Raw genomic sequence first — 21,087 nt, forward strand, 5'->3', positions numbered from 1 at the left:
CGATTGCCTTGAGCGCTTCTTGTCGCTTCGGGCGGCGCCGTCAAGCGACGGAGCCCGGGATCATTTGAACTTGGTCCCAGGCGCACGAGATAAGGGGAGGACGGTCGCCGCCGTGGGGCGGGGCCGAAGGAGCAGGCGATGAGAAAAATCAGCGGCGTCCATCCCGCGCCGGAGAGCGTTCATTGGGTCGGCGACGGCTTTCCCGTCCGCACCCTCTTCTCTCACCACGCGCAGGGGCGACGCGTCAGCCCCTTCCTGCTTTGCGACTATGTGGCTCCTTTCGACTTCGCGCCCACCGAGGCGCGGCGCGGCGTAGGTCAGCATCCGCATCGCGGCTTCGAGACCGTGACCATCGTCTATGACGGCGAAGTGGCGCATCGCGATTCGACCGGCGCGGGCGGGGTCATCGGTCCCGGCGACGTTCAGTGGATGACAGCGGGCGCCGGGGTGCTCCACGAGGAATATCACGCCGAGGCCTACGCCCGGCGTGGCGGGCGGTTTGAGATCGCGCAGCTATGGGTCAATCTGCCCGCGCGTCTGAAGATGACGCGGCCGCGCTACCAGACCTTGCGCGACGACGACATTCCACGCGTCGAACTGAATGACGATGTCGGGCTCGTGCGGGTGATTGCGGGCGAATTCGCCGGCTTCAGGGGACCGGCGCAGACGGCGACGCCGATGAACATATGGGATGTTCGCATCGACGACAGGAAGAACGCGACGTTCAATCTGCCAGAGGGTCACAATCTCGTCGTCGCCGTCCTCGACGGCCCGATCGTCGTCAATGGCGAAGGCCATGTGCGGGCGGGCGAGACAATCGTTTTCGAAGCCCATGGCGGCGCGGTCGCCTTCGCCGCGCAAGGCGACGCAAAGCTGCTGCTTCTGAGCGGCGAACCCATCGACGAGCCGGTCGCGCAGCAAGGCCCGTTCGTCATGAATAGCCCGGCCGAACTCAAGGAAGCGTTTGACGACTATCGCGCTGGCCGGTTCGGGACCATCGCGCCGCTGGAGACTTAAGCCAGCGAGGCGCCGCGCCGCTCCGGTTCGCGCGGCGCGAGGCGCAGCTCTTCGATTGTCGCGGCGAGCGCCGCGAAATCCACGGGCTTCGTCAAAAAGGCGTCGACGCCGGCGGCGCGGGCGGCGCGTTCGTCCTCCTCCTGAGCGCTGGCCGTTAGCGCGAGAATTGGCGTGCGCTCCGTTCTGGCGCGGGCTTCGGCCTCTCGAATGCGACGGGTCGCCTCACCTCCGTCGAGTTCGGGCATGAAGAGATCCATGACGATGACGTCGTAGGCTTGCGCTGCGGCCATGACGACGGCCTCGGCCCCGTTGCGCGCACGCGCGGCTTCCGCGCCGAGCTTGCCGAGATGGCGCATGAGAATGAGCGCGTTGATCTCATTGTCCTCCGCGACGAGCGCCTTCAGCCCGGCGAGTGACTGAACGGGCTCCGGCGGCGCGGCCCTGGGCGCATCGACCGCCGATTGGCGAAGCCCCTGCGAAAGGCGCGACACGAGCGAGGCGCTGCGGACGGGCTTGACCAGCCAGCCGTCGAAATCGCGCAGCGCCGCCTCGCCGAAAGCGCGCCTCTCCAGCGGCGAGAAGAGCAGGAAAAGCCGGCGCGCTCCGGCCGTGCGGGCCGCCGCCGCGAGAGTCGCGGCGCCCTCTGCCCCGAGCGCGCAATCGACGATGACGGCGTCGAACGCCCCGCGCTCCGCGAGCCGCGCCAGCGCCGTCCGCTCGCTCTCGGCCACCGCCGCCTGCGCGCCGGCCGAACGCAGGCTTTCAGCGAGATAAGGCGCCTCGAAGCGACTTGCGCCGACGACGAGCGCGCTCAATCCGGCAAGCGTCCTTCGCGCCGCCTGCGCATCCAACGGCGCCGGGAGCGTGAAAGAGAAAGTCGACCCCTTGTCGGAGGTTTCCGTCAGGCCCAGCGCGCCGCCCATCTGGGCGACAAGATGGCGCGAAATGGCGAGGCCGAGGCCCGTGCCGCCATGGCGCCGCGTGGCGGAGGCGTCGCCCTGCTCGAACTCTTCGAAGATCGCCTCGCGCGCCCTTTGCGGAACGCCGGGCCCGGTGTCGCGCACTTCGAAGCGGATCGTCTCGCCGTCTCGGGAAAGGCGCAGTCCCACGCCGCCCGTTTCGGTGAAGTTGACGGCGTTGCCGATGAGGTTGACGAGCACCTGCCGTAGCCGCGACGGATCGCCCTCGATCTCGCGCGGGACGTCAGGCGCGATGACGCTGGCGATCTCCAATCCTTTCGCGAAAGCGCGCGGGGCCAGCAATTCGACGACGCCCTCGACGAGCGGCGCGAGGGCGAAGATCTCGTGGCGCAATTCGAGCTTGCCGGCCTCGATCTTCGAGAAATCCAGAATGTCGTCGATGAGCTGGGCGAGCGAGCGGCTGGAATCGTTGATCGCCTCGACATAGCTCGCCTGCTCGGCGTCGAGCCGCGTCATGGCGAGAAGCTGCGCAAGACCCATCACGCCGTTGAGCGGCGTTCGGATTTCGTGACTCACGGTCGCGAGGAAGCGCGACTTGGCGAGGCTCGCCGCCTCCGCCTTGTCGCGCGCGTCGGCGGCCGCGCGAAGCTCCCAGATTTCGTCGCGCAGACGCTCCATCTCGGCTTCGACGTCGGCGGGCTTTTTTTGCAGACCTTTCCGGAGGGCGAAAAAAATCGCCGCCGCCAGCAGCAGGACCGCCAGCTGCGCGGCAATGAGGATCAAGGATTCCGAAGCGCTCATGAACAGGAACTCCGCACGCCAGCGAATAATAACCAAGAAAAATTGATAAAATTTTCCTCCGTCACCTCTCAATAAGCGAGCCAATCAGGCAACGATCTGCGGCGCTGAACATTATCAATCCGCGCGGGCTCGCGCCTGCTTTCTGGAAATGCTTTCAACCAAGAGGATTCATCATGTCGAGAGCCATTCGCATTCTTTATCGTGGCCTGAATGGCCATGTCCGCATGAATTTCAACTGGGATATCCAGCCCGCCATCAGCAAGAAGTCGGTCGTCGTCATGTCGGCGGCCGAAGCGAAGGTCGGCCAGGGGCTCTTTGGTCCCGAGGAAGAATCCAGCTTCCATCTCGGCGACGCCGCCATCAATGTTTCGCCTAACGGCGGCGTATGCTCCACGTAAATTGGCCGTCGCCGCTCGATGTTCTCGTCGATCTGGCGGTTCTCGGCCCTTACGAGCAATTCCACGCAGCTTAGGGGAACCAGGCGCCCAAGCCGCCTCACGCCGCGACGCGTCCCGCCGAAAGCCCGGCGCGATACGACAAGGCCTCGGCGAGATGCGGGCGCGTCACCTCTTCCGAGCCGTCGAGATCGGCGATGGTGCGGGCGAGCTTGAGCACGCGGTGGAAGCCGCGCGCGCTCAGCGCGAAACGATCCGAGGCCTCGCGAATCAGCGCCGTCCCCGGCCCGTCGAGCTTGGCCACGCGCTCGATCACCGCCGCCGGGGCGGCGGCGTTGGCGGCGACGGCGGGGAGCTCCAGCGCCTCGTAACGCTCGCGCTGCAAGGCGCGGGCGCGGGCGACGCGGGCGGCGACCTCCCGCGAGCCTTCGGCTGGCGGCGGCAGCACGAGGTCGGCCGCGGTGACGGCCGGCACTTCGATCTGCAAATCGAAACGGTCGAGCAGCGGGCCGGAGAGGCGCGACTGATATTGCGCGACGCAGCGCTCATTCGGCTGGCGCCGGCAGGCGTAGCCGGGATCGAGCGCGTGGCCGCAACGGCAGGGATTCATGGCCGCGACCAGTTGAAAGCGGGCCGGATAAACCGCGCGGTGATTGGCGCGCGAAACGGCGACCTCGCCGGTTTCGAGCGGCTGGCGCAGGCTGTCGAGCACCTGCGGCTGGAACTCCGGCAATTCGTCGAGAAACAGCACGCCGTTATGGGCAAGCGAAATCTCGCCCGGCCTGGCGTGCGTCCCTCCGCCGACCAGCGCAGGCATCGACGCGGAGTGGTGGGGCGCCCGAAACGGCCGGCGGTCGGTCAGCTCTCCCCCCGCGATCTGCCCCGCCACGGAATGGATCATCGAGACTTCGAGCAATTCGCGCGGCGTCAGCGGCGGCAGAATAGACGGCAACCGCGCCGCGAGCATGGACTTGCCCGCGCCGGGCGGGCCGCTCATCAAGAGATTGTGGCCGCCCGCCGCCGCAATCTCCAGCGCGCGCTTGGCGCTCTCCTGCCCCTTGATGTCGGCGAGGTCGGGGAGGTCTACGGCGCGGGCGCGCACGGCGGGCTCCGGCCGCGCGAGCGCCTGCGTTCCCTTGACGTGGTTGACGAGCTGGATGAGAGAGCGCGGCGCCAGCACCTCCATCTCGCGCGACGCCCAGGCGGCCTCGGGGCCGCATTCCTTCGGGCAAATGAGCCCCTGCCCGCGGGCGTTCGCGGCCATAGCCGCCGGGAGCACGCCAGTCACCGGCGTCAGCGTCCCGTCGAGGGCGAGTTCGCCGAGGACGACGAAGCCCTCCAGCGCATCCGAGGGAATCGCGCCGATCGCCGCCATCACGCCGAGCGCGATCGGAAGATCGTAATGGCTCCCTTCTTTCGGCATGTCGGCGGGCGCGAGATTGACGGTGATGCGCTTCGCGGGCAGCGCGAGGCCAGAAGCGATCAGAGCGGCGCGCACGCGTTCACGTGATTCGGCCACGGCCTTGTCGCCAAGGCCCACGACGTTGAACACCACCGATCCGGGGGAAATCTGCACCTGCACGTCGACGGGGCGCGCCTCCACGCCTTCGAACGCGACCGTCGCCACCCGAACCGCCATGCCAAACGCTCCAAATAAACGCAGCTTAAACTCAGCCATCGTAGCGGCGCGTGAATTCGCGCGCAAGAACATTATACGAACAGACAGCGCCCCGCGAGGCTGTGGTTGCCGCGGCGCCAAAATTGGTTAGGCTCGCGGCGTTTTGCAAAACGCCCCAGGAGGAGGCCGATGAAAAGATTTTCCCTAGCCGGCGCGGCGGCGCTCGCTATCGCCGCGGCAATACTTGGCGCGGCGCCGGCGCAGGCCGCCCGCTGCGGCAACGGCGCCGGCGGCTTCGAAGCCTGGAAGCAGGAATTCGCCGAAGAGGCGCGCGGCCGCGTCGGCTCCGCCGGCATCGACGCGCTGATGAACACGCACTACAATTCCGCGACCATCGGCGCCGACCGTGGTCAGAAGAGCTTCCATCTGTCGCTCGAAGGCTTCATGCAGAAGCGCGGCGCGAACGCCATCGTCGCCAAGGGGCGTCAGCTCAAGCGCTCCATGTCTGGCCTCTTCCAGTCCATCGAGAGCCGCTACGGCGTGCCGCCGGGACCGCTGCTGGCCATCTGGGGCATGGAGACGGGCTTCGGCGCCGTTCATGGCAATCAGCACGCCCTCTCGGCTGTCGCCACCCTCGCCTATGACTGCCGCCGCTCGGAATATTTCACCGACCAGCTTTATTCGGCGCTGGAGCTGATCGACCATGGCCGGCTGTCGCCGAACGCGCGCGGCTCTATGCATGGCGAGATCGGGCAGACGCAGTTCCTGCCCAAAAACATCCAGCAATATGGCGTCGGGAACCTCGACAACGCCCAGGCCGCGCTGATGTCCACGGCGAATTTCCTGCACGCCCATGGCTGGCAGGCTGGCGCGGGCTATCAGCCGGGCGAGCCGAATTTCGCGGCCATCCAGGCCTGGAACGCGGCCCAGGTGTATGAGCGCGCCATCGCGATCATCGGCCGTCAGATCGACGGCGGGGAATAAAACGAAACCGCCGCCCGAAAGGGCGGCGGTCCTCGAAAGGGCTGTAGAGAAAAGGCCCTACTCCGCGGCCGTCTTGTATTTGTCGATATCGTCGTCGTCGTCGCGCTTTGGCGCCGCGTCGTCCTTGGTTCCCTCGGACTCGCTCGACTCCCCGGTCTGTACAGCGGAGGCGGAGTCGTCGTCCGAATCTCCCACCGGCGGAATAGGCGGGGTCTTGAACGCCATCGCGGCAGTCGAAATCTGCGGCGGCGGATTACGCCGGCGATGCACCAGATAGATGACGAAGGCCGCGATCACGCCCAACGCCATCGTCAGATAGATCGGCAGATCGCGCATGAATGTGCGGTCCACCGAGAAGGGGAAACGCGACACCCAGTTTTCGCCGTGCTCGCCGGTCACGGTCACGATGCCGACAAAGTAGCCGCCCTCCTTGAAATTATGTTCGAAGTTGACCGTTCCGTTCGGATAGACCTTGGGCGGCTGGTACGCCACCGTCACAGCCTCGAGATTCTCGTTCTCCTTCGCCTCGCCGCCGACATCCCTGACAATGCGCAGCTCGATCTTCATGTCGCGAAGCTCTTGCTGCTCCGCATCGAGTACCATGATCATGGGTCCGGTGGAGGGAATGTCCTCGCAAAACTCGTTCTTGGAGGCCTCGGGCAGATAGCCCGTGAAGTTCATGATGTCCGGCCCGATGAAAAGGCGGCAGCGGCCTTCCGCCGCCCCGAGCCTGCCATGGGCCGCAGCCGGACTCGCCGTCAACGCCACGAAGGCGAGGCTGGCGGCGACGGCGAGGAGCTTCATGGGCTTCATGATTGCGGAAATCGAAGTCGAAGCATCGTCACTCATCTTCTCCTCCTGGTCTTCGTGCGCAAAGACACGCGACTGTCAGGAATTAGCAGTTGCGTCGCGCAAATTCCTCACCCTCCCGGAAGGCGGGCGACGCCGTTGGATCGATGTTATCGCATTCCTTTCCATGAGCAAGGGTGCGACAATCGGTCATCTATCCTGCTGTGCAACATAACCAACAGTCGGGCGCATGGCCCGCCGCCGGGCGGCGACCAGCGCCTTTATTCGGAGACGCAAGGGATAGCGGCCGCCTCGCCAGGGCGATTGTGCAGATGCGAAGAGCGCGCCGCCCGAGCACAAGTCCGAAAAGCGCCGGGGCGGGCGGGAACGCTCCTTTAAGCCTAGTATCACCTTAACAAGAGTTCATCCGCCGGCGTATTGCCTCGCAATACCGCCCAAGCCATATTGCTGGAAGCCATAATGGTTGAGGCCACGGGCGATGGCGGCAAGCCGCGCGCCGGCCTCGGAGATCGAGAGGATCGCTATGTCTCATTACGACCGCAACACGAGCTTCGGCTATGGCCGCGGGGCCGCCCGGTCGACCACGGCCGAGATCGACGAGGGCCTGCGCGCTTACATGCTCGGCGTCTATAATTACATGACGCTTGGCCTCGCCGTGACCGGCCTCGTCGCGCTGGGCGCCTTCATGCTGGCCGCGCCGCAATTCGTCGGCGGGAAGATCGTCGCCCTGTCGCCCTTCGGCACGATGATCTACACGACGCCCCTGCGTTACCTGATCATGTTCGCGCCGCTCGGTTTCGTCTTCTTCATCGGCGCGCGCGCCTCGACCATGTCGGCCGCCACGGCGCGCAACCTTTTCCTCGCCTTCTCGGCGTTGATGGGCCTGTCGATGTCGTGGATCCTGCTGGTCTTCACCGGCGTATCCGTCGCCCGCGTCTTCTTCATCACGGCGGCGGCCTTCGGCGGCCTGAGCCTCTATGGCTACATGACGAAACGCGACCTCTCGGCCTTCGGCTCCTTCCTGGTGATGGGCGTCTGGGGTCTCGTGATCGCCGGCGTCGTCAACCTGTTCCTGCAGTCGACCGGCCTTCAGTTCGCGCTGTCGATCCTGTCGGTCCTGATCTTCTCGGGCCTGACCGCCTGGGACACGCAGAACATCAAGGACATGTATTATGAAGGCGCGGGCCATGAGGCCGCCCAGAAGATGAGCGTGTTCGGCGCGCTGTCGCTCTATCTGGACTTCATCAACATGTTCCAGTCGCTGATGTTCCTGCTGGGCAACCAGCGTAGCGAATAAGCGGTTTTACGCCTGGAAAAGCCCCGCTTCGGCGGGGCTTTTTTGTCGCCCTACTCCGCGCCGACGATGCGCAGGCCCTTGTCCAGTACTCTCAGCACGCGGCCGAGATCGTGCCCGCGGCGCATGACGAGGCCGCCGGCGGCGATCACGGCGTAGGCTCCCTGCTTGCGGGCGAGTTCCGGGCTTTTTTCGATTCGATAAAGCGGCGCCTCGCTTGTGCGCCTGAAGACCGAGAAGACGGCTTTGGCCGGCGTAAAATCGAGGGCGTAATCGCGCCACTCCCCCGAAGCGACCTTTGCGCCATAGAGATTGAAGAGCTGATTCAGCTCGCGCCGGTCGAAGGAAACCTGCGGGCTTGCGCTGCTCTCTCCCCGCCCTGTCTGGCTATCGGCCTGTCCTGGTCTTGAGGAGCCGGCCACCACGGTCAGGGCGGGTCTGTATCGGCTGGGCTCTGTCGTCTCCGACTCCGCCATGCGCGTCATCTCCAACTTTCTGTCATGTTTGCGCGATGATGGCCTTAGGGCAAGCCTTCTCTCGCGCCGGCGCGACACAAAACGGCAGCGCGCTTCTTAACCTTAGCCTCTACAAGCAAAATTCACATTTTCGCCCCTATTGGGCCCCTTGCACGTCAAACGCGCAGGCCAATATCTGTCTTCATTGCCACGGCCGGCTTTCGCGCGCTTTTCCGGTTTTCGTCAGCCCCCCAGCCCCCCGGGATCGCGTGTTCGCAAGTCGATGAGGTCGTAGCGATGGACGGGTCGGCCGGGAGAAATCCCGAGCCGACCCTGTCTTTGCGGGGACAGCTTCTTCCACGATCCGCCAACCAGCCTTGCATTATGCGCGTCAATGACAAATTGAGGAGGCGCGGTCGCAAGACCGCCTCGTTTCCCTTTTTAATCAGGCGCTCCCGCAAGGGAGCGCGACCGCATTTGGAGACTCCATGACCCAAGACGCTGCTACCGCCGACGCGCCGCAACAATTCGGCTTCGAAGCGGATGTCGCGCAGCTCCTCGAATTGATGACGCACTCCGTCTATTCGGAGCGCGACGTCTTCCTGCGCGAGCTGATCTCCAACGCCGCAGACGCCTGCGAGAAACTTCGCTACGAATCGCTTTCTAACGAAAAGCTCGCCGCGCAGGCGGGCGCGCCCCTCGTCACGATCACGCTCGACAAGGAAAAGCGCCTGCTGACCGTCGCCGACAATGGCGTCGGCATGTCGCGCGACGAACTGATCAGCGCGCTCGGCGCGATCGCAAATTCGGGAACGCGCGCTTTCCTTGAAAAGCTCGGCAAGGAGAAGGAGGGCGAAGGCTCCTCGCTCATCGGCCGATTCGGCGTCGGCTTCTATTCCGTCTTCATGGTCGCCGACCTCGTCGAGGTTGCGACGCGCCGCGCCGGGGAAGGCGAAGCGTGGTTGTGGTCGTCCGAGGGCAAGGGAACCTATTCCATCGCCCCGCTCGATATCGAAGACGCGCCATTGGTCGGCGCGCGCGTGACGCTGCATCTCAACGCCGAGAGCGACGAGTTTCTGGAGCCCTGGCGCATCGAGAGCATCGTGCGCGAGCATTCCGGCGCCGTGTCGGTTCCGATCGACCTCGTCGAGGAGCCCGGCAAGGAGCCGCGCCGAATCGCGGACGGCATGGCGCTCTGGGCCAAGCCCAAATCCGAGATCACGCAAGAGCAGTATACGGATTTCTATCGCCAGCTTTCCGGCGGCTTCGATGAGCCGGCGCTGACGGCGCATTGGCGCGCCGAGGGTCGCACCGAATATACCGTGCTCGCCTTTGTGCCGAGCGCGCGGCCGTTCGATCTCTTCGAGCCTTCGCGCAAGAGCAAGTCGAAGCTCTATGTGCGCCGCGTGCTCATCTCGCGCGACGTCGAGTTGCTGCCGGCCTTTCTGCGTTTCGTGCGCCTCGTCGTCGACAGCGCCGACATTCCGCTCAACGTCTCGCGCGAGATGGTGCAGAAGAGCCCCGTCATCGCCTCGATCGGCAAGGCCGTCGCGACGCGCATTCTCGGCGATCTGAAGAAGCTCGCGGAGAACGAGCCGGAGAAGTTCGCGACCGTGTGGGAGAACTTCGGCGCCGTGCTGAAGGAGGGTCTGCACGAAGACCCGAGCCGCCGCGACGATCTCTTCGCCATCGCTCGCTTCGCTTCGACGAAATCGGACGGCAAGACGCGCACGCTGAAGGATTACGTCGCCGATCTGCGCGAGAATCAGACGGCGATCTATTACATCACGGGTGACGACGCGAAACGCCTCGCCGCGAGCCCGCAGGTCGAAGGCTTCCGCGCGCGCGGCGTCGAGGTTCTCCTGCTCGACGACGCGGTCGACGCCTTCTGGGTGACGAGCGCGCTGGGCTATGAAGGCAAGCCCTTCAAGTCCGTGACGCAGGGCGCCGCCGATATCGATCTCATTCCACTCGCGGAGGAGGCGAAGGACGAAGCGCAGCCTGCGGCCGACGTCGGCGATCTCGTCGCGGCGCTGAAGGAGACGCTTGCCGATTCGGTCGACGATGTGCGCGTCTCGACGCGCCTGACCGAAAGCGCCGCCTGTCTCGTCGCGTCCGATCAGGGCCTCGACCGCCAGCTCGCGCGCATTCTTGCCGAAAGCGGACAGAAAGGCCTCTTGGGCAAGCCGGTGCTCGAGATCAACGCCAAGCATCCAGCCGTCGCCGCGCTCGTGACGAGCCTGCGCGACAAGGGCCGCGATGGCGCGGCGGACGGCATGCATCTGTTGCTCGACCTCGCACGCGTCGCGGACGGCGAACAGCCGGTCGATCCGTCCGCCTTCGCGAAGCGACTTTCCGCCCTCCTCGCGAAAGGCGCGTAACCGCAAGTGAGCCGCGCCCCCGCAACCGCCCCTGCCCAGCCCGAGCATACGACCTCGCGCGCGCAGGCGATCGCCGAGGTCGCGGCCTATCTCGTCGCCAGCGGCGTCGCGCCGGAGGAAGCGCAGGACGACTCCCGCGCCTTGCTGCGCGCCGCCGCCGGATTGACGCGCCTGCAGCTCGCCATGTCGCCGCAGGCGCCGCTGGCAGAAAGCGAAGCAGACCGTCTGTCGCGCTACGCCGCGCGACGCGCCGCGCGCGAGCCCGTTTCGCGCATTCTTGGCGAACGCGGCTTCTGGACGCTCGACCTCGTCGTCGCGCCCAACGTGCTCGATCCGCGCGCCGACACCGAAGCGCTCGTCGAGACGACATTGGCGTTGATCGAGAAGCGCGACGCGCCGCTCGAGATTCTCGATCTTGGCTGCGGCTCGGGCGCGATTCTCTGCGCGCTGCTCAGCGAATTGCCGCGCGCGCGGGGCGTCGCCGTCGATCTCTCCGCGGACGCCTGCGCAGCGACCGCGGAGAATCTCTCGCGCTGCGGCTTCGCCACGCGCGCCCGCGTCGTTCGCGGCCGCTGGGGCGAGGCGCTTTCCGGCGGTTACGACGTCATCGTCTCGAACCCGCCCTATATTCGCGCGGGGGACATTCCCGCGCTCGATCCGGAAGTGCGGCTATACGATCCGGCGCTTGCGCTGGACGGTGGAGCCGACGGACTGGATTGCTACCGCGAGATTGTCGCGGACGCGCCAAGGTTGCTCAAACCGGACGGTCTTGTCGCTTTCGAGGTGGGGCATGACCAGGCGGTGAGCGTCGCCGCGCTCTTCGGCGACAAGGGGTTTGGCGTTGTCCGCGTGGGCCGCGACGCGGGCGGGCATGAGCGCGTCGTGGCGGCGCGCCCGGCGGCTGCTCGGTCGTGACATATTGAGCACAGTTTTTGGTTTTCGCTAACGCCGATGCAACGCCGCACTTGGCTCTGGGGGGTGCAGCCTCTATAGTTCGACCTATATCAGCTGAACGAAATCGAGATGGGGATCTCGAATGTCCGGGCCCGCCTCGCGAGCGGTCTCCCAGGAAGGGCCGGCAAAGGCTGGCGTGTAAGCTGCATGATCCCGGCGGAGTAAGGCCACGTCGATCGTCGCGGCGTGCATCCCTTTCAGATGCGCGACTGCCGAAGCCCGCCGCGTTCGCATGGAACGACCGTGAAGAAGGTCGGCTTTCGACGAACGCTTGTTGAGGATCTCGCAGCGGCAACCGGCAGGACTCGGAATTGAACGAGAGCGCGGCCAGGCGCTCTCACAAGCGATCGTTTTGAGCGCGCGGCGGCTGGCCGCAGGCCCGACGGTCTTTTTCGGCGGAACGGCGCGGCGTCGACCCGACCAGTTTGGCGTCATTGGCGCGCGCGGCGCGCGAAGCTTTCGGGGGAGTGGATGAGACCAGGACAGAACAAGCGCATGCGGGGGCGCAGCGGCCGCAAAGGGCCGAACCCGCTGACCCGCTCCTATGAGTCGAACGGTCCGGACGTGAAGATCCGCGGCACTGCGCAGCATATCGCCGAGAAATATCTGCAGCTCGCGCGCGACGCGCAGTCCTCCGGCGACACGATCATGGCCGAGAGCCTGCTGCAGCACGCCGAGCATTATTTCCGCCTGATCGCGGCCGCCCAGCAGGCGCAGCAGCAGGCGAACGGTTTTGGCCGCCCGCAGATGGAAGCGGAGGTCGACGTGGATGACGACGACGATTTCGCCGCCCTGCCCGACCGTTTCGCGCCGCTCTCCGAGCGCCTGCCGCAGCCGGTCTATCAGCAGCCGCAACAGCCGTTCATGCAGCAGCAGCCCCAGCCGCAACCGCATTTCGCGCAGCCCCAGCCCCAGCCGCAGCCCTATGAGGAGCGTCCGATCGGCGAGATGCGGGTCGACATGCGCGGCGAGCGGCCGGAGCGCGGGGATCGCCCCGAGCGCGGCGAGCGTCCGCCGCGTCCCGAGCGTCCGCCCTTCCGCGAGCGCAACGCCGAGGGGGGCGATCACCCTCGCCGCTTCGAGCGCAATCGCGACCGCCGCTTCCAGCGCCCCGCCCCCGAGGCGAGCGATGAACCGGCGGCGGGCCTGCCCTCCTTCATCACCGCGCCGCCGGCCCGTCCGGTCGTCGCCGAGGCGGAGGCGCCGGAGGCCGGTTTCTCCCCGGCGGCCGAGCGTCAGCCGGCCCGCGAGCATGAGGGCGTGAATTTCCACCTCTCCTCGCGCCGCCGCCGCCGTCCGGCCCGCGCGCAGGTCGAGGAAGGCGCCGGCGAAGCCCGCGAAGAGGCGCCCGCCCCGAGCGAGCTGCCTTTCGAGCCGGATCGCTTCTGATCGCTGAATGAGAATTTCGAGAGCCGCCCTTCGCCGGGCGGCTCTTTTCGTTTCAGGCCAGAGATATCGCGTCTCCGACGGCGATCCGCCCGCCCTTCTCGATGCGCGCGTAGACGCCGCAATCGATATGGCCGAAATTCATGCGCAGCGTCTGCACGACGTCCATGTCGCGCCTGCCGGTTCCCGGCTCCACGCCCGTCGCGGCGCAACGGTCCGTCATCTTCAGCACTTCGAGCGTCACGCCGCCGATCTTCAGCCTCTTCCCCGGCCAGTCCGCCTCCGCCCAAGCCTGCGCCCCCTCGACATAGAGATTGCCGCGAAAGCGCAGCGGATCGATTTTGGCGCCTTGCGCTTTCTCGATGGCGTCAACGCTGGCGAGATTGATGAGAGAGACGAAGCCGGATTTCGAATCGGTGAAGCGAAACCCGTTCGGCGCTTCGAGCAGTTTCACAGGGCCGCGAACTTCGGGCGCGCCGACGAAATCGCTCAGGAAACGCTCGATGGCCGCGCGGCCCTCCGCTTTGCGCAGATCGCCCATCGCGACCTCGCGCCCGCCCTGCGAGATGCTCAACACGCCGGACACCGCGTCATAGCGCGTCGCAAGTCCGGCCAGCGCGGCGTTCTTCATGAGCATGAGAAACTTGATCTTGGGCTGATGCTCGGGGGCGGCCGGGTCGAAGCCCGAGGGGCCGTTCTCCAGCGCGAAGAGCCGGTCGCAGGGGAAATAGCCGCCGGTGGGAAGCTCGGCCGAATCGAGCGGCTCCGGCGAGAGGCCCTTGACGGGATAGCGATAGAGTCTGGCGACGCGCATTCGGGGCTCCGGGATTGGTTCGGGCCTCAAGGCGGGAGGCGCTGGTTTTTGTCAAGCGTGCCGGCTCGCGGACGGCGCCCACATCACCGCGCCGCCCCCCACCCTTAATCCCTCCCCGCAAGGGGGGAGGGAGGCGGCTCACGATCGAGACGGATGATATTGCTCGATCGCGATCCCCAATGGCGCCGCATCCCTCCCTCCCCCCACGAAGTGGCGGGGAGGGGCAGGGGTGGGGGGCGATGCAGCAACAGCAAACTTCTCCAGCAAATCCCCCAACACAAAAATCCCGGTCGCCGAACCCCGGCTGGCAGATTTACTTCTCAGCCACGGCATAAACCACGCTCGTCGCAATCGCTTCGCACCCCCCGAGCCGCGCCAAATTCCTCTCGCGCACCCGCTTGAACGTCTCCGCGTCGAGCTGCGCGAGCGTCCCGCGATAGCCGCTCCCCATGGCGACCAGCCACCAATCCTCCGGCGACGCGATGGCGTGGCTCCCTTCTTCCGCGACGATCTCCGCTTCCGCGATCCCCGCCTGCCCGAGCATCTCGCGCAGGCCCGCGGGCGTCGAAATCCGCTCCCAGGGGTTGAAGCCTTTCACAAGGTCGGGGCGCTCCTCCTTGATGGCTTCCCAGAAGGCGCCGTTGGCGGGCTCGAAGAGGTCCGGCCCCCAGGTGGTGATGGCGAGGCGCCCGCCGGGGCGCAGCATGCGCCAGAGTTCTTTCGTCGCGGCGACCATGTCCGGCACGAAGAAGATGCCGAAGACGCAGATGAGGGCGTTGAAGCTCGCGTCGGGATAACCGAGCGCCAGCATGTCGCCCGTGCGGAAGTCGAGATTGGCGAGGCCCTTCTCGCGCGCCTTCGCCGCCCCGAGGGCGACGAGCCGCTCGGCGAGATCGACCGCGACGACCTTCCCATCCGGCCCGACGGCCTCGGCGGCGGGCAGAGCGGAGCCGCCGCTGCCGCAGCAGACGTCGAGGACGGCCTCGCCCGGCCGGAGCCCAAGGCGCTCGACCGTGCGGCGGCCGAAACGATGCCAGAAGGAGCTGACGGGGTGGTCGAAATAATCGGCCGCCGCGTTGTAGGCGGCGGCCGCCTTGGCTTTCGCGATTTCGAGTTCGTTCAACTTGAGTGCCCTGAGCTTTATCCCGCGCCGGTTCGCCGCACCCTACCCTGCCACGCTTGCGCGCCATACCCCCTTCAACTCCGGGGCGCCCTCCCCATATCGCCCATGAGGGTCGCCGAAAGGGACCGCAAATCCATGACGCTGGGCGCATCGCTCTTGATGAGGACGCGCCCCGAAGGTCGAGAGGGGAAAGAATGAATTTCGAGAAATATACCGAACGCGCGCGCGGATTCGTGCAGAGCGCGCAGAGCCTCGCCACCCGCGAAGGCCATCAGCAATTTACGCCCGAGCATATTCTCAAGGTGCTGCTCGACGACGAGCAGGGTCTCTCCGCCGGTCTGATCGACCGCGCGGGCGGGCGCTCGCGCGAGGCGCTGGCGAAGGTCGAAGCCGCGCTCGCCAAGCTCCCCAAGGTCGGCGGCGCCGGCGCCGGGCAGCTTTATCTCGCGCCCGCGACGGCGCGGCTTTTCGCCAATGCCGAGCAGATCGCGCAGAAGGCGGGCGATTCTTACGTCACCGTCGAGCGCCTGCTGCTGGCGCTCGCGATGGAGAAGGATACGGAGGCCGCGAAGATCCTGCGCGACGCGGGCGTGACGCCGCAGACGCTCAACGCCGCCATCGAGGATCTGCGCAAGGGCCGCACGGCCGACAGCGCTTCAACGCAGAGAACCAGTATGACGCGCTGAAGAAATATGCCCGCGATCTGACGGAAGCGGCGCGCGAAGGCAAGCTCGATCCGGTCATCGGCCGCGACGAAGAAATTCGCCGCACCGTGCAGGTGCTGTCGCGCCGCACGAAGAACAATCCCGTGCTGATCGGCGAACCCGGCGTCGGCAAGACGGCGATCGTCGAAGGCCTCGCCCTGCGCATCGTCAATGGCGACGTGCCGGAAAGCCTCGAAGACAAGAAGCTGCTTGCGCTCGACATGGGCGCGCTCATCGCCGGCGCGAAATATCGCGGCGAGTTCGAGGAGCGCCTGAAGGCCGTGCTGAATGAGGTCACGGCGGCGAAGGCAATGTCATCCTGTTCATCGACGAGATGCACACGCTCGTCGGCGCCGGCAAGGCGGACGGCGCGATGGACGCCGGCGAACCTGCTGAAGCCTGCGCTCGCGCGCGGCGAGCTGCATTGCGTCGGCGCGACCACGCTCGACGAATATCGCAAGCATGTCGAGAAGGACGCGGCGCTCGCCCGTCGCTTCCAGCCGGTCTTCGTCGACGAGCCGACGGTCGAGGACACGATCTCGATCCTGCGCGGGCTGAAAGAGAAATACGAGCTGCACCACGGCGTGCGCATCACCGATAGCGCGCTCGTCTCGGCGGCGACGCTGTCGAACCGCTACATCTCCGACCGCTTCCTGCCCGACAAGGCGATCGATCTTGTCGACGAGGCGGCGTCGCGCCTGCGCATGCAGATCGACTCGAAGCCCGAGGAGCTGGACGAACTCGATCGCGCATCATGCAGCTCAAGATCGAGCAGGAGGCCTTGAAGAAGGAGACCGATCAGGCGTCCAAGGATCGTCTCGCGAAACTCGAAGGCGAGCTGGCGGATCTCAAGGAGAAATCCGAGGCGCTGACCGCGCGCTGGCAGGCGGAGAAGGACAAGCTCGGCAGCGCAGAAGCTGAAGGAGCAGCTGGAGCATGCGCGCAACGAACTCGCCCAGGCGCAGCGCCGCGGCGAATATCAGCGCGCGGGCGAACTGACCTATGGCGTCATCCCGGACCTCGAAAAGAAGCTCAGCGACGTGGAGGCGGCCGAGGGCAAGGGCGCGCTCGTCGAGGAGGCCGTGACGCCGAACACATCGCGGCGGTCGTGTCGCGCTGGACGGGCGTGCCGGTCGACAAGATGCTCGAAGGCGAGCGCGAGAAGCTGCTGAAGATGGAAGACGAACTCGGCAAGCGCGTCGTCGGGCAGAAGGAGGCGGTGGATCGCGGTTTCGACCGCGGTGCGCCGCGCGCGCGCCGGCTTCAGGATCCGAACCGGCCGATCGGCTCGTTCATGTTCCTTGGCCCGACGGGCGTCGGCAAGACCGAGCTGACCAAGGCGCTCGCGAACTTCATCTTCGACGACGAGACGGCGATGGTGCGCATCGACATGTCGGAATACATGGAGAAGCACTCGGTCGCCCGCCTCATCGGCGCGCCTCCCGGCTATGTCGGCTATGAGGAAGGCGGCGCGCTGACGGAAGCGGTTCGTCGCCGGCCCTATCAGGTCGTGCTGTTCGACGAGATCGAGAAGGCGCATCCGGACGTCTTCAACGTGCTGCTGCAGGTGCTCGACGACGGTCGGCTGACCGACGGCCAGGGCCGCACGGTCGACTTCAAGAACACGCTGATCGTGCATGACGTCGAACATCGGCGCGCAGTACCTCGTCGAGCAGAAGGAAGGCGAAGAGACGGGCGGTACATGAAGAGGTCATGTCGGTGGTGCGCTCGCACTTCCGGCCGGAGTTCCTGAACCGCGTCGACGAGATCATCCTGTTCCACCGCCTGCAGCGCGCGAGGACATGGGCGCGATCGTCGATATCCAGGTCGAGCGCCTCCAGAAGCTGCTGGAGGATCGCAAGATCACCCTGCATCTGGATACGAAGGCGCGCGATTGGCTCGCCGCGAAGGGCTACGACCCGGCCTATGGCGCCCGTCCGCTGAAGCGCGTGGCGCGCGGCGCGCTCGAAGCGCGTCGTGGATGGGGCGACGGTGGAGATTTCCGCCGAAGGCACCATCGACGACCGACGCTCGCCGAACCGTCGGGAACGCGCTCGCTCCCCGAACGCGGGGAGAGGCGTTTTTTGTTCCAGGAGGCCGAGACTGTGAAGACATTGGCGTGGTTCACTCGCGCAGGCGTCGCTGTAGTCGCCTTCAGCGCAGAATTACCCGCCGCAACAGCGAATCTGACGCCGACATTCGCCGCGTTCGTCACAGCTGTATCGAGGGACTTGGTGAAAATGTTCGCAGGAAGCTCGAGGCTCATATTGACGACCCATCCCTCGGCCGCGCAGGGGCCGGGCGCATAGCCTTTTGGACAAAGTGTCTTTCGCTTGCCCGTCACATAATCGACGCCAGCCACCACCGCGGAAAGCGAGCCTGAGCCCGTGGCGTCGAGGACGCGGACCGGCACGATGGCCGCGCCCGCAGCGACGCCATAAATCGCGACGCCCGCGGCATTGGCCCAGCCGTTGGCGGCGATGGTGCCCGAAACATGCGTTCCGTGTCCGTTTTCATCGTCGGCATTTTTTCCCGCTATGGCCGAATAGGCGTTCGCCTCGTCGACGACGAGCGCAGGATGCTTATATTGCACGCCCGTATCGATGACCCAGGCTTTTGCATACGCCGTGGCAGGCTGCGAGCCGCCGACGCGCGTGACGCCCCAGGTCGACGCCGTCGTCCCGGCAACCGTCGCCGCCGTCGTCACGATTGCATCGCGCTCGAACGAGACGACATCTGGAAAGTTCTGGGGAACTTTCGCCGCTTCGACATCGCTGATCTCGGCGGCGAAGCCCTTCAGCGCGTTCTTGTAAACAAAAGCGATATTCGCATTGTGGCGGGCGGCGATCTGCGCGGCTTTGAACTCGACCAGATACGCTGGAACGTTGTCATTGAAAGTGAAGATAAATGTTTTCGAGGTGCGGGCGATCAGCGCCTCCGAGGGAGCCGCCTTGTGCGAAAAATCCGCCATCGCGGACGTGACGCCGACCGCTTGCGCTGCAAACAGGATCAGGTGGAATAACTTCTTCATATCGGGCTGCCCCCCGCGTAAGAATTGCCGCGGACATCCTATGGAGCCGGCGCCGCTTCAAACAGCTGAGCAGTTTGCCTTTTAGGCAAGACAGCTAATCGTTAGGGTAAACGCGGGTTGCGGGCGACGACTTGCGCAAGCGCCGAAAGGTTAAAGCTTCCGCAGCGCCACTTCCTCGATCTTGTGATCAGCGCCCTTCGTCAAAATCAGGCTTGCGCGCGGGCGCGTAGGGGCGATGTTGCTGCGCAGGTTTTCGAGATTGATGCGCGTCCAGATGTCCTTGGCGACACGCACCGTCTCTTTGTCGGAAAGATCGGCGTATTTGCGGAAATAGGAGCGCGGGTCCTTGAAGGCCGTCTCGCGCAGACGAAGGAAACGCTCGACATACCAGCGCTCCAACTGCTCTTCGCTCGCGTCGAGATAGACGGAGAAGTCGAAGAAGTCGGAGACGAAAGGAATGTCGCGCGGCTGGCGCGACGGCCGCGCGGCGAGGACGTTGACCCCCTCCACAATGAGAATGTCCGGGCCGTCGACGCAGGTCGTTTCGTTCGGCACCACGTCATAGACGAGATGCGAATAGACCGGCGCGCAGACATGACGCTGGCCCGCCTTCACGGCGGAGAGAAATCGCAGCAGCGCGCGATTGTCGTAGCTTTCGGGAAAACCCTTCTTCTCCATCAGGCCTTCGCGCTCGAGAACGGCGTTCGGGAGAAGAAAACCGTCGGTCGTGATGAGCTCGACTTTCGGCGTATTGGGCCAGCGCGAGAGCATCGCCTTGAGGATGCGCGCCGTCGTGGATTTGCCGACGGCGACGGACCCGCGACGCCGATGATGTAGGGCACCTTGCCGTCCTCGGCGTCCAGGAAGCGCTGCGTCGCCTTGAAGAGCCCCTGCGTCGCCGCGACGTAAAGCGCGAGCAGGCGCGAGAGCGGCAGATAGATTTCGATGACTTCTTCCAGCGAGATCGGGTCGCCCACGGATTTGAGGCGCGTCAGATCGTCGATGGTCAGCGTCAGCGGCGTATCGGCGCGAAGCGAGGCCCATTCGGCGCGCGTGAAACGGCGATAGGGGGAGATCAAGCCGTTTTCCTGTGCGCCGAAATCGCTCATTTCGGCGCTCCGCGCGACGCCTTCTCCGCAAGGCCGGATTGCGAGGTGCGGCGGCCGAGCTCGGCGATGACGTCTGTCAGCGCGACATCGCGGGCTTCAAGCAGCACCAGCAGATGATAAAGCACGTCCGCGGCTTCGCTGGTGAGGGCCTTGTTGTCGCCTTCCATCGCCGCGATGACGGCCTCGAACGCTTCCTCGCCGAACTTCTTCGAAATACGCGGCACGCCCGCATCGAAGAGCTGCTTGGTGTAGGAATTGGAGGCGCTGTCGCTGCGGCGCGATTTGATGAGCGCGGCGAGGTCGTCGAGGGTGAAGGTCATTGGCCCCCTCCCCAACCCTCCCCCGCTCTGCGGGAGAGGGAGCACAGCGCGGCCTTCATCGACAGCGTTAATCGCGAGCGTTCCCTCTCCCGCTTGCGGGGGAGGGACAGGGAGGGGGCGTGTCCCGTGGCAACACATTCAATCATCACGCCGCCTCCAAACCATCGAGCCGCATCGGCAGTCCCGCCGCCGCCATGTGCCGCTTCGCTTGCGGGATCGTATATTCGCCGAAGTGGAAAATCGATGCGGCCAGCACCGCCGTCGCATGGCCCTCGCGAATGCCGGCGACGAGGTGATCGAGATTGCCGACGCCGCCCGAGGCGATCACCGGCACGGTCACGGCGTCCGCCACGGCGCGCGTCAGCGCAATGTCGAAGCCGATCTTCGCGCCGTCTCGATCCATCGAGGTGAGCAGGATTTCGCCCGCGCCCAGCGCCGTCACTTCGCGCGCGTATTCCACCGCGTCGATGCCGGTGGGACGGCGGCCGCCATGGGTGAAGATTTCCCATTTGCCGGGGCCGACCTGCTTCGCGTCGATGGCGACGACGATGCATTGCGCGCCGAACTTCTCCGCCGCCTCGCGCACGAACTGCCGGTTTGACACGGCGGCCGTGTTGATCGACGCCTTGTCTGCGCCGGCGAGGAGCAGATTGCGAATGTCGTCCAGCGTCCGCACGCCGCCGCCGACGGTGAGCGGCATGAAGCAGGCTTCCGCCGTGCGCTGCACGACGTCGAGCAGGATGCCGCGATTTTCATGACTGGCGGTGATGTCGAGGAAGCAGAGTTCGTCGGCGCCGGCGGCGTCATAGGCGATGGCGCATTCGACCGGGTCGCCGGCGTCGCGCAGATCGACGAAATTGACGCCCTTGACGACGCGGCCTTCCTTCACGTCGAGGCAGGGAATGACGCGTGCTTTGAGCATCAGGCGACCTCACGCGTTATGCGAGTGGCCCGCAGGTCGCGAGTCAACG

The 21,087-nt window shown here is 65.8% G+C and carries 16 protein-coding genes and 2 pseudogenes; 8 read left to right on the forward strand and 10 right to left on the reverse strand.

The window, feature by feature from the left end; translation table 11 throughout:
• Positions 1-138 precede the first annotated feature (138 nt).
• Positions 139-1,017 carry a pirin family protein gene (locus tag ACPFMJ_RS07650; RefSeq protein WP_424363218.1) on the forward strand — a complete coding sequence of 293 codons (879 nt, stop codon included), beginning with the start codon at positions 139-141 and terminating at the stop codon, positions 1,015-1,017.
• On the opposite strand, the gene ACPFMJ_RS07655 is transcribed toward ACPFMJ_RS07650, so the two are convergent.
• Positions 1,014-2,738, reverse strand: coding sequence for an ATP-binding protein (locus ACPFMJ_RS07655; RefSeq protein WP_424363219.1), 1,725 nt, complete (start codon positions 2,736-2,738; stop codon positions 1,014-1,016). The two genes, ACPFMJ_RS07650 and ACPFMJ_RS07655, sit on opposite strands and share 4 nt — an antisense overlap.
• Before the next feature lie 173 nt (positions 2,739-2,911).
• Here ACPFMJ_RS07655 and ACPFMJ_RS07660 point away from each other — a divergent pair, with 173 nt between their 5' ends.
• Positions 2,912-3,136, forward strand: coding sequence for a hypothetical protein (locus ACPFMJ_RS07660; RefSeq protein ID WP_424363220.1), 225 nt, complete (start codon positions 2,912-2,914; stop codon positions 3,134-3,136).
• A 97-nt stretch (positions 3,137-3,233) separates the two neighbouring features.
• Here ACPFMJ_RS07660 and ACPFMJ_RS07665 read toward each other — a convergent pair whose 3' ends face one another.
• Positions 3,234-4,772 carry a YifB family Mg chelatase-like AAA ATPase gene (locus ACPFMJ_RS07665; RefSeq protein WP_424363221.1) on the reverse strand — a complete coding sequence of 513 codons (1,539 nt, stop codon included), beginning with the start codon at positions 4,770-4,772 and terminating at the stop codon, positions 3,234-3,236.
• Positions 4,773-4,940: 168 nt separating this feature from the next.
• On the opposite strand from ACPFMJ_RS07665, the gene ACPFMJ_RS07670 reads away from it, so the two are divergent.
• A complete protein-coding gene (locus ACPFMJ_RS07670; RefSeq protein ID WP_424363222.1) occupies positions 4,941-5,735 on the forward strand; it encodes a lytic murein transglycosylase in 795 nt (264 codons plus the stop codon).
• A 57-nt stretch (positions 5,736-5,792) separates the two neighbouring features.
• On the opposite strand, the gene ACPFMJ_RS07675 is transcribed toward ACPFMJ_RS07670, so the two are convergent.
• Positions 5,793-6,584 carry a hypothetical protein gene (locus ACPFMJ_RS07675; RefSeq protein WP_424363223.1) on the reverse strand — a complete coding sequence of 264 codons (792 nt, stop codon included), beginning with the start codon at positions 6,582-6,584 and terminating at the stop codon, positions 5,793-5,795.
• Positions 6,585-7,068: 484 nt separating this feature from the next.
• Between ACPFMJ_RS07675 and ACPFMJ_RS07680 the strand changes: the two genes are divergently transcribed.
• Positions 7,069-7,842, forward strand: coding sequence for a Bax inhibitor-1/YccA family protein (locus tag ACPFMJ_RS07680; RefSeq protein WP_424363224.1), 774 nt, complete (start codon positions 7,069-7,071; stop codon positions 7,840-7,842).
• A gap of 50 nt (positions 7,843-7,892) precedes the next feature.
• Here the strand turns inward: ACPFMJ_RS07680 and ACPFMJ_RS07685 are convergent, their stop codons facing one another.
• Complete coding sequence (locus tag ACPFMJ_RS07685; RefSeq protein WP_424363225.1) at positions 7,893-8,315, reverse strand: DUF2794 domain-containing protein; 423 nt, start codon at positions 8,313-8,315, stop codon at positions 7,893-7,895.
• Positions 8,316-8,782: 467 nt separating this feature from the next.
• On the opposite strand from ACPFMJ_RS07685, the gene htpG reads away from it, so the two are divergent.
• The 3 genes from htpG to ACPFMJ_RS07700 all read left to right on the forward strand — a co-directional run bounded on the left by htpG (position 8,783) and on the right by ACPFMJ_RS07700 (position 13,018).
• Positions 8,783-10,675, forward strand: coding sequence for a molecular chaperone HtpG (gene htpG, locus ACPFMJ_RS07690; RefSeq protein WP_424363226.1), 1,893 nt, complete (start codon positions 8,783-8,785; stop codon positions 10,673-10,675).
• Positions 10,676-10,681: 6 nt separating this feature from the next.
• Complete coding sequence (gene prmC, locus ACPFMJ_RS07695; protein WP_424363227.1) at positions 10,682-11,590, forward strand: peptide chain release factor N(5)-glutamine methyltransferase; 909 nt, start codon at positions 10,682-10,684, stop codon at positions 11,588-11,590.
• 510 nt (positions 11,591-12,100) lie between these two features.
• The gene (locus tag ACPFMJ_RS07700) at positions 12,101-13,018 is read left to right on the forward strand and encodes a DUF4167 domain-containing protein (RefSeq protein ID WP_424363228.1); all 918 of its coding nucleotides are present in this window, start codon (positions 12,101-12,103) and stop codon (positions 13,016-13,018) included.
• Between the two features lie 52 nt (positions 13,019-13,070).
• Here ACPFMJ_RS07700 and ACPFMJ_RS07705 read toward each other — a convergent pair whose 3' ends face one another.
• Both ACPFMJ_RS07705 and ACPFMJ_RS07710 read right to left on the reverse strand, forming a co-directional pair.
• Positions 13,071-13,829, reverse strand: a complete 759-nt coding sequence (locus tag ACPFMJ_RS07705) for an MOSC domain-containing protein (RefSeq protein WP_424363229.1) — start codon at positions 13,827-13,829, stop codon at positions 13,071-13,073.
• 313 nt (positions 13,830-14,142) lie between these two features.
• On the reverse strand, positions 14,143-14,952 hold the full coding sequence (locus ACPFMJ_RS07710; protein ID WP_424363230.1) for a class I SAM-dependent methyltransferase: 810 nt from the start codon (positions 14,950-14,952) through the stop codon (positions 14,143-14,145).
• 194 nt (positions 14,953-15,146) lie between these two features.
• Here ACPFMJ_RS07710 and clpB point away from each other — a divergent pair.
• Positions 15,147-17,626 (forward strand): annotated as a pseudogene (gene clpB, locus ACPFMJ_RS07715) (ATP-dependent chaperone ClpB); the annotation flags it as partial.
• On the opposite strand, the gene ACPFMJ_RS07720 reads toward clpB, so the two are convergent.
• The 4 genes and pseudogenes from ACPFMJ_RS07720 to hisF form a co-directional block, all read right to left on the reverse strand.
• Positions 17,581-18,687 (reverse strand): S8 family serine peptidase, encoded by a 1,107-nt coding sequence (locus ACPFMJ_RS07720; protein WP_424363231.1) that lies wholly within the window; start codon positions 18,685-18,687, stop codon positions 17,581-17,583. The pseudogene clpB and the gene ACPFMJ_RS07720 sit on opposite strands and share 46 nt — an antisense overlap.
• 150 nt (positions 18,688-18,837) lie before the next feature.
• Positions 18,838-19,796 (reverse strand): annotated as a pseudogene (coaA, locus tag ACPFMJ_RS07725) (type I pantothenate kinase).
• Positions 19,793-20,116: a phosphoribosyl-ATP diphosphatase gene (locus ACPFMJ_RS07730; protein ID WP_424363232.1), complete on the reverse strand. Its 324-nt coding sequence runs from the start codon at positions 20,114-20,116 to the stop codon at positions 19,793-19,795. Before ACPFMJ_RS07730 ends, coaA begins: the two are co-directional and overlap by 4 nt.
• A gap of 145 nt (positions 20,117-20,261) precedes the next feature.
• Entirely contained in the window at positions 20,262-21,038 is a 777-nt protein-coding gene (hisF, locus tag ACPFMJ_RS07735) for an imidazole glycerol phosphate synthase subunit HisF (RefSeq protein ID WP_424363233.1), read from the reverse strand.
• Positions 21,039-21,087 lie beyond the last annotated feature (49 nt).

It is taken from the genome of Methylocystis parvus, from assembly GCF_049675845.1.
Taxonomy (GTDB): Bacteria; Pseudomonadota; Alphaproteobacteria; order Rhizobiales; family Beijerinckiaceae; genus Methylocystis; species Methylocystis parvus_A.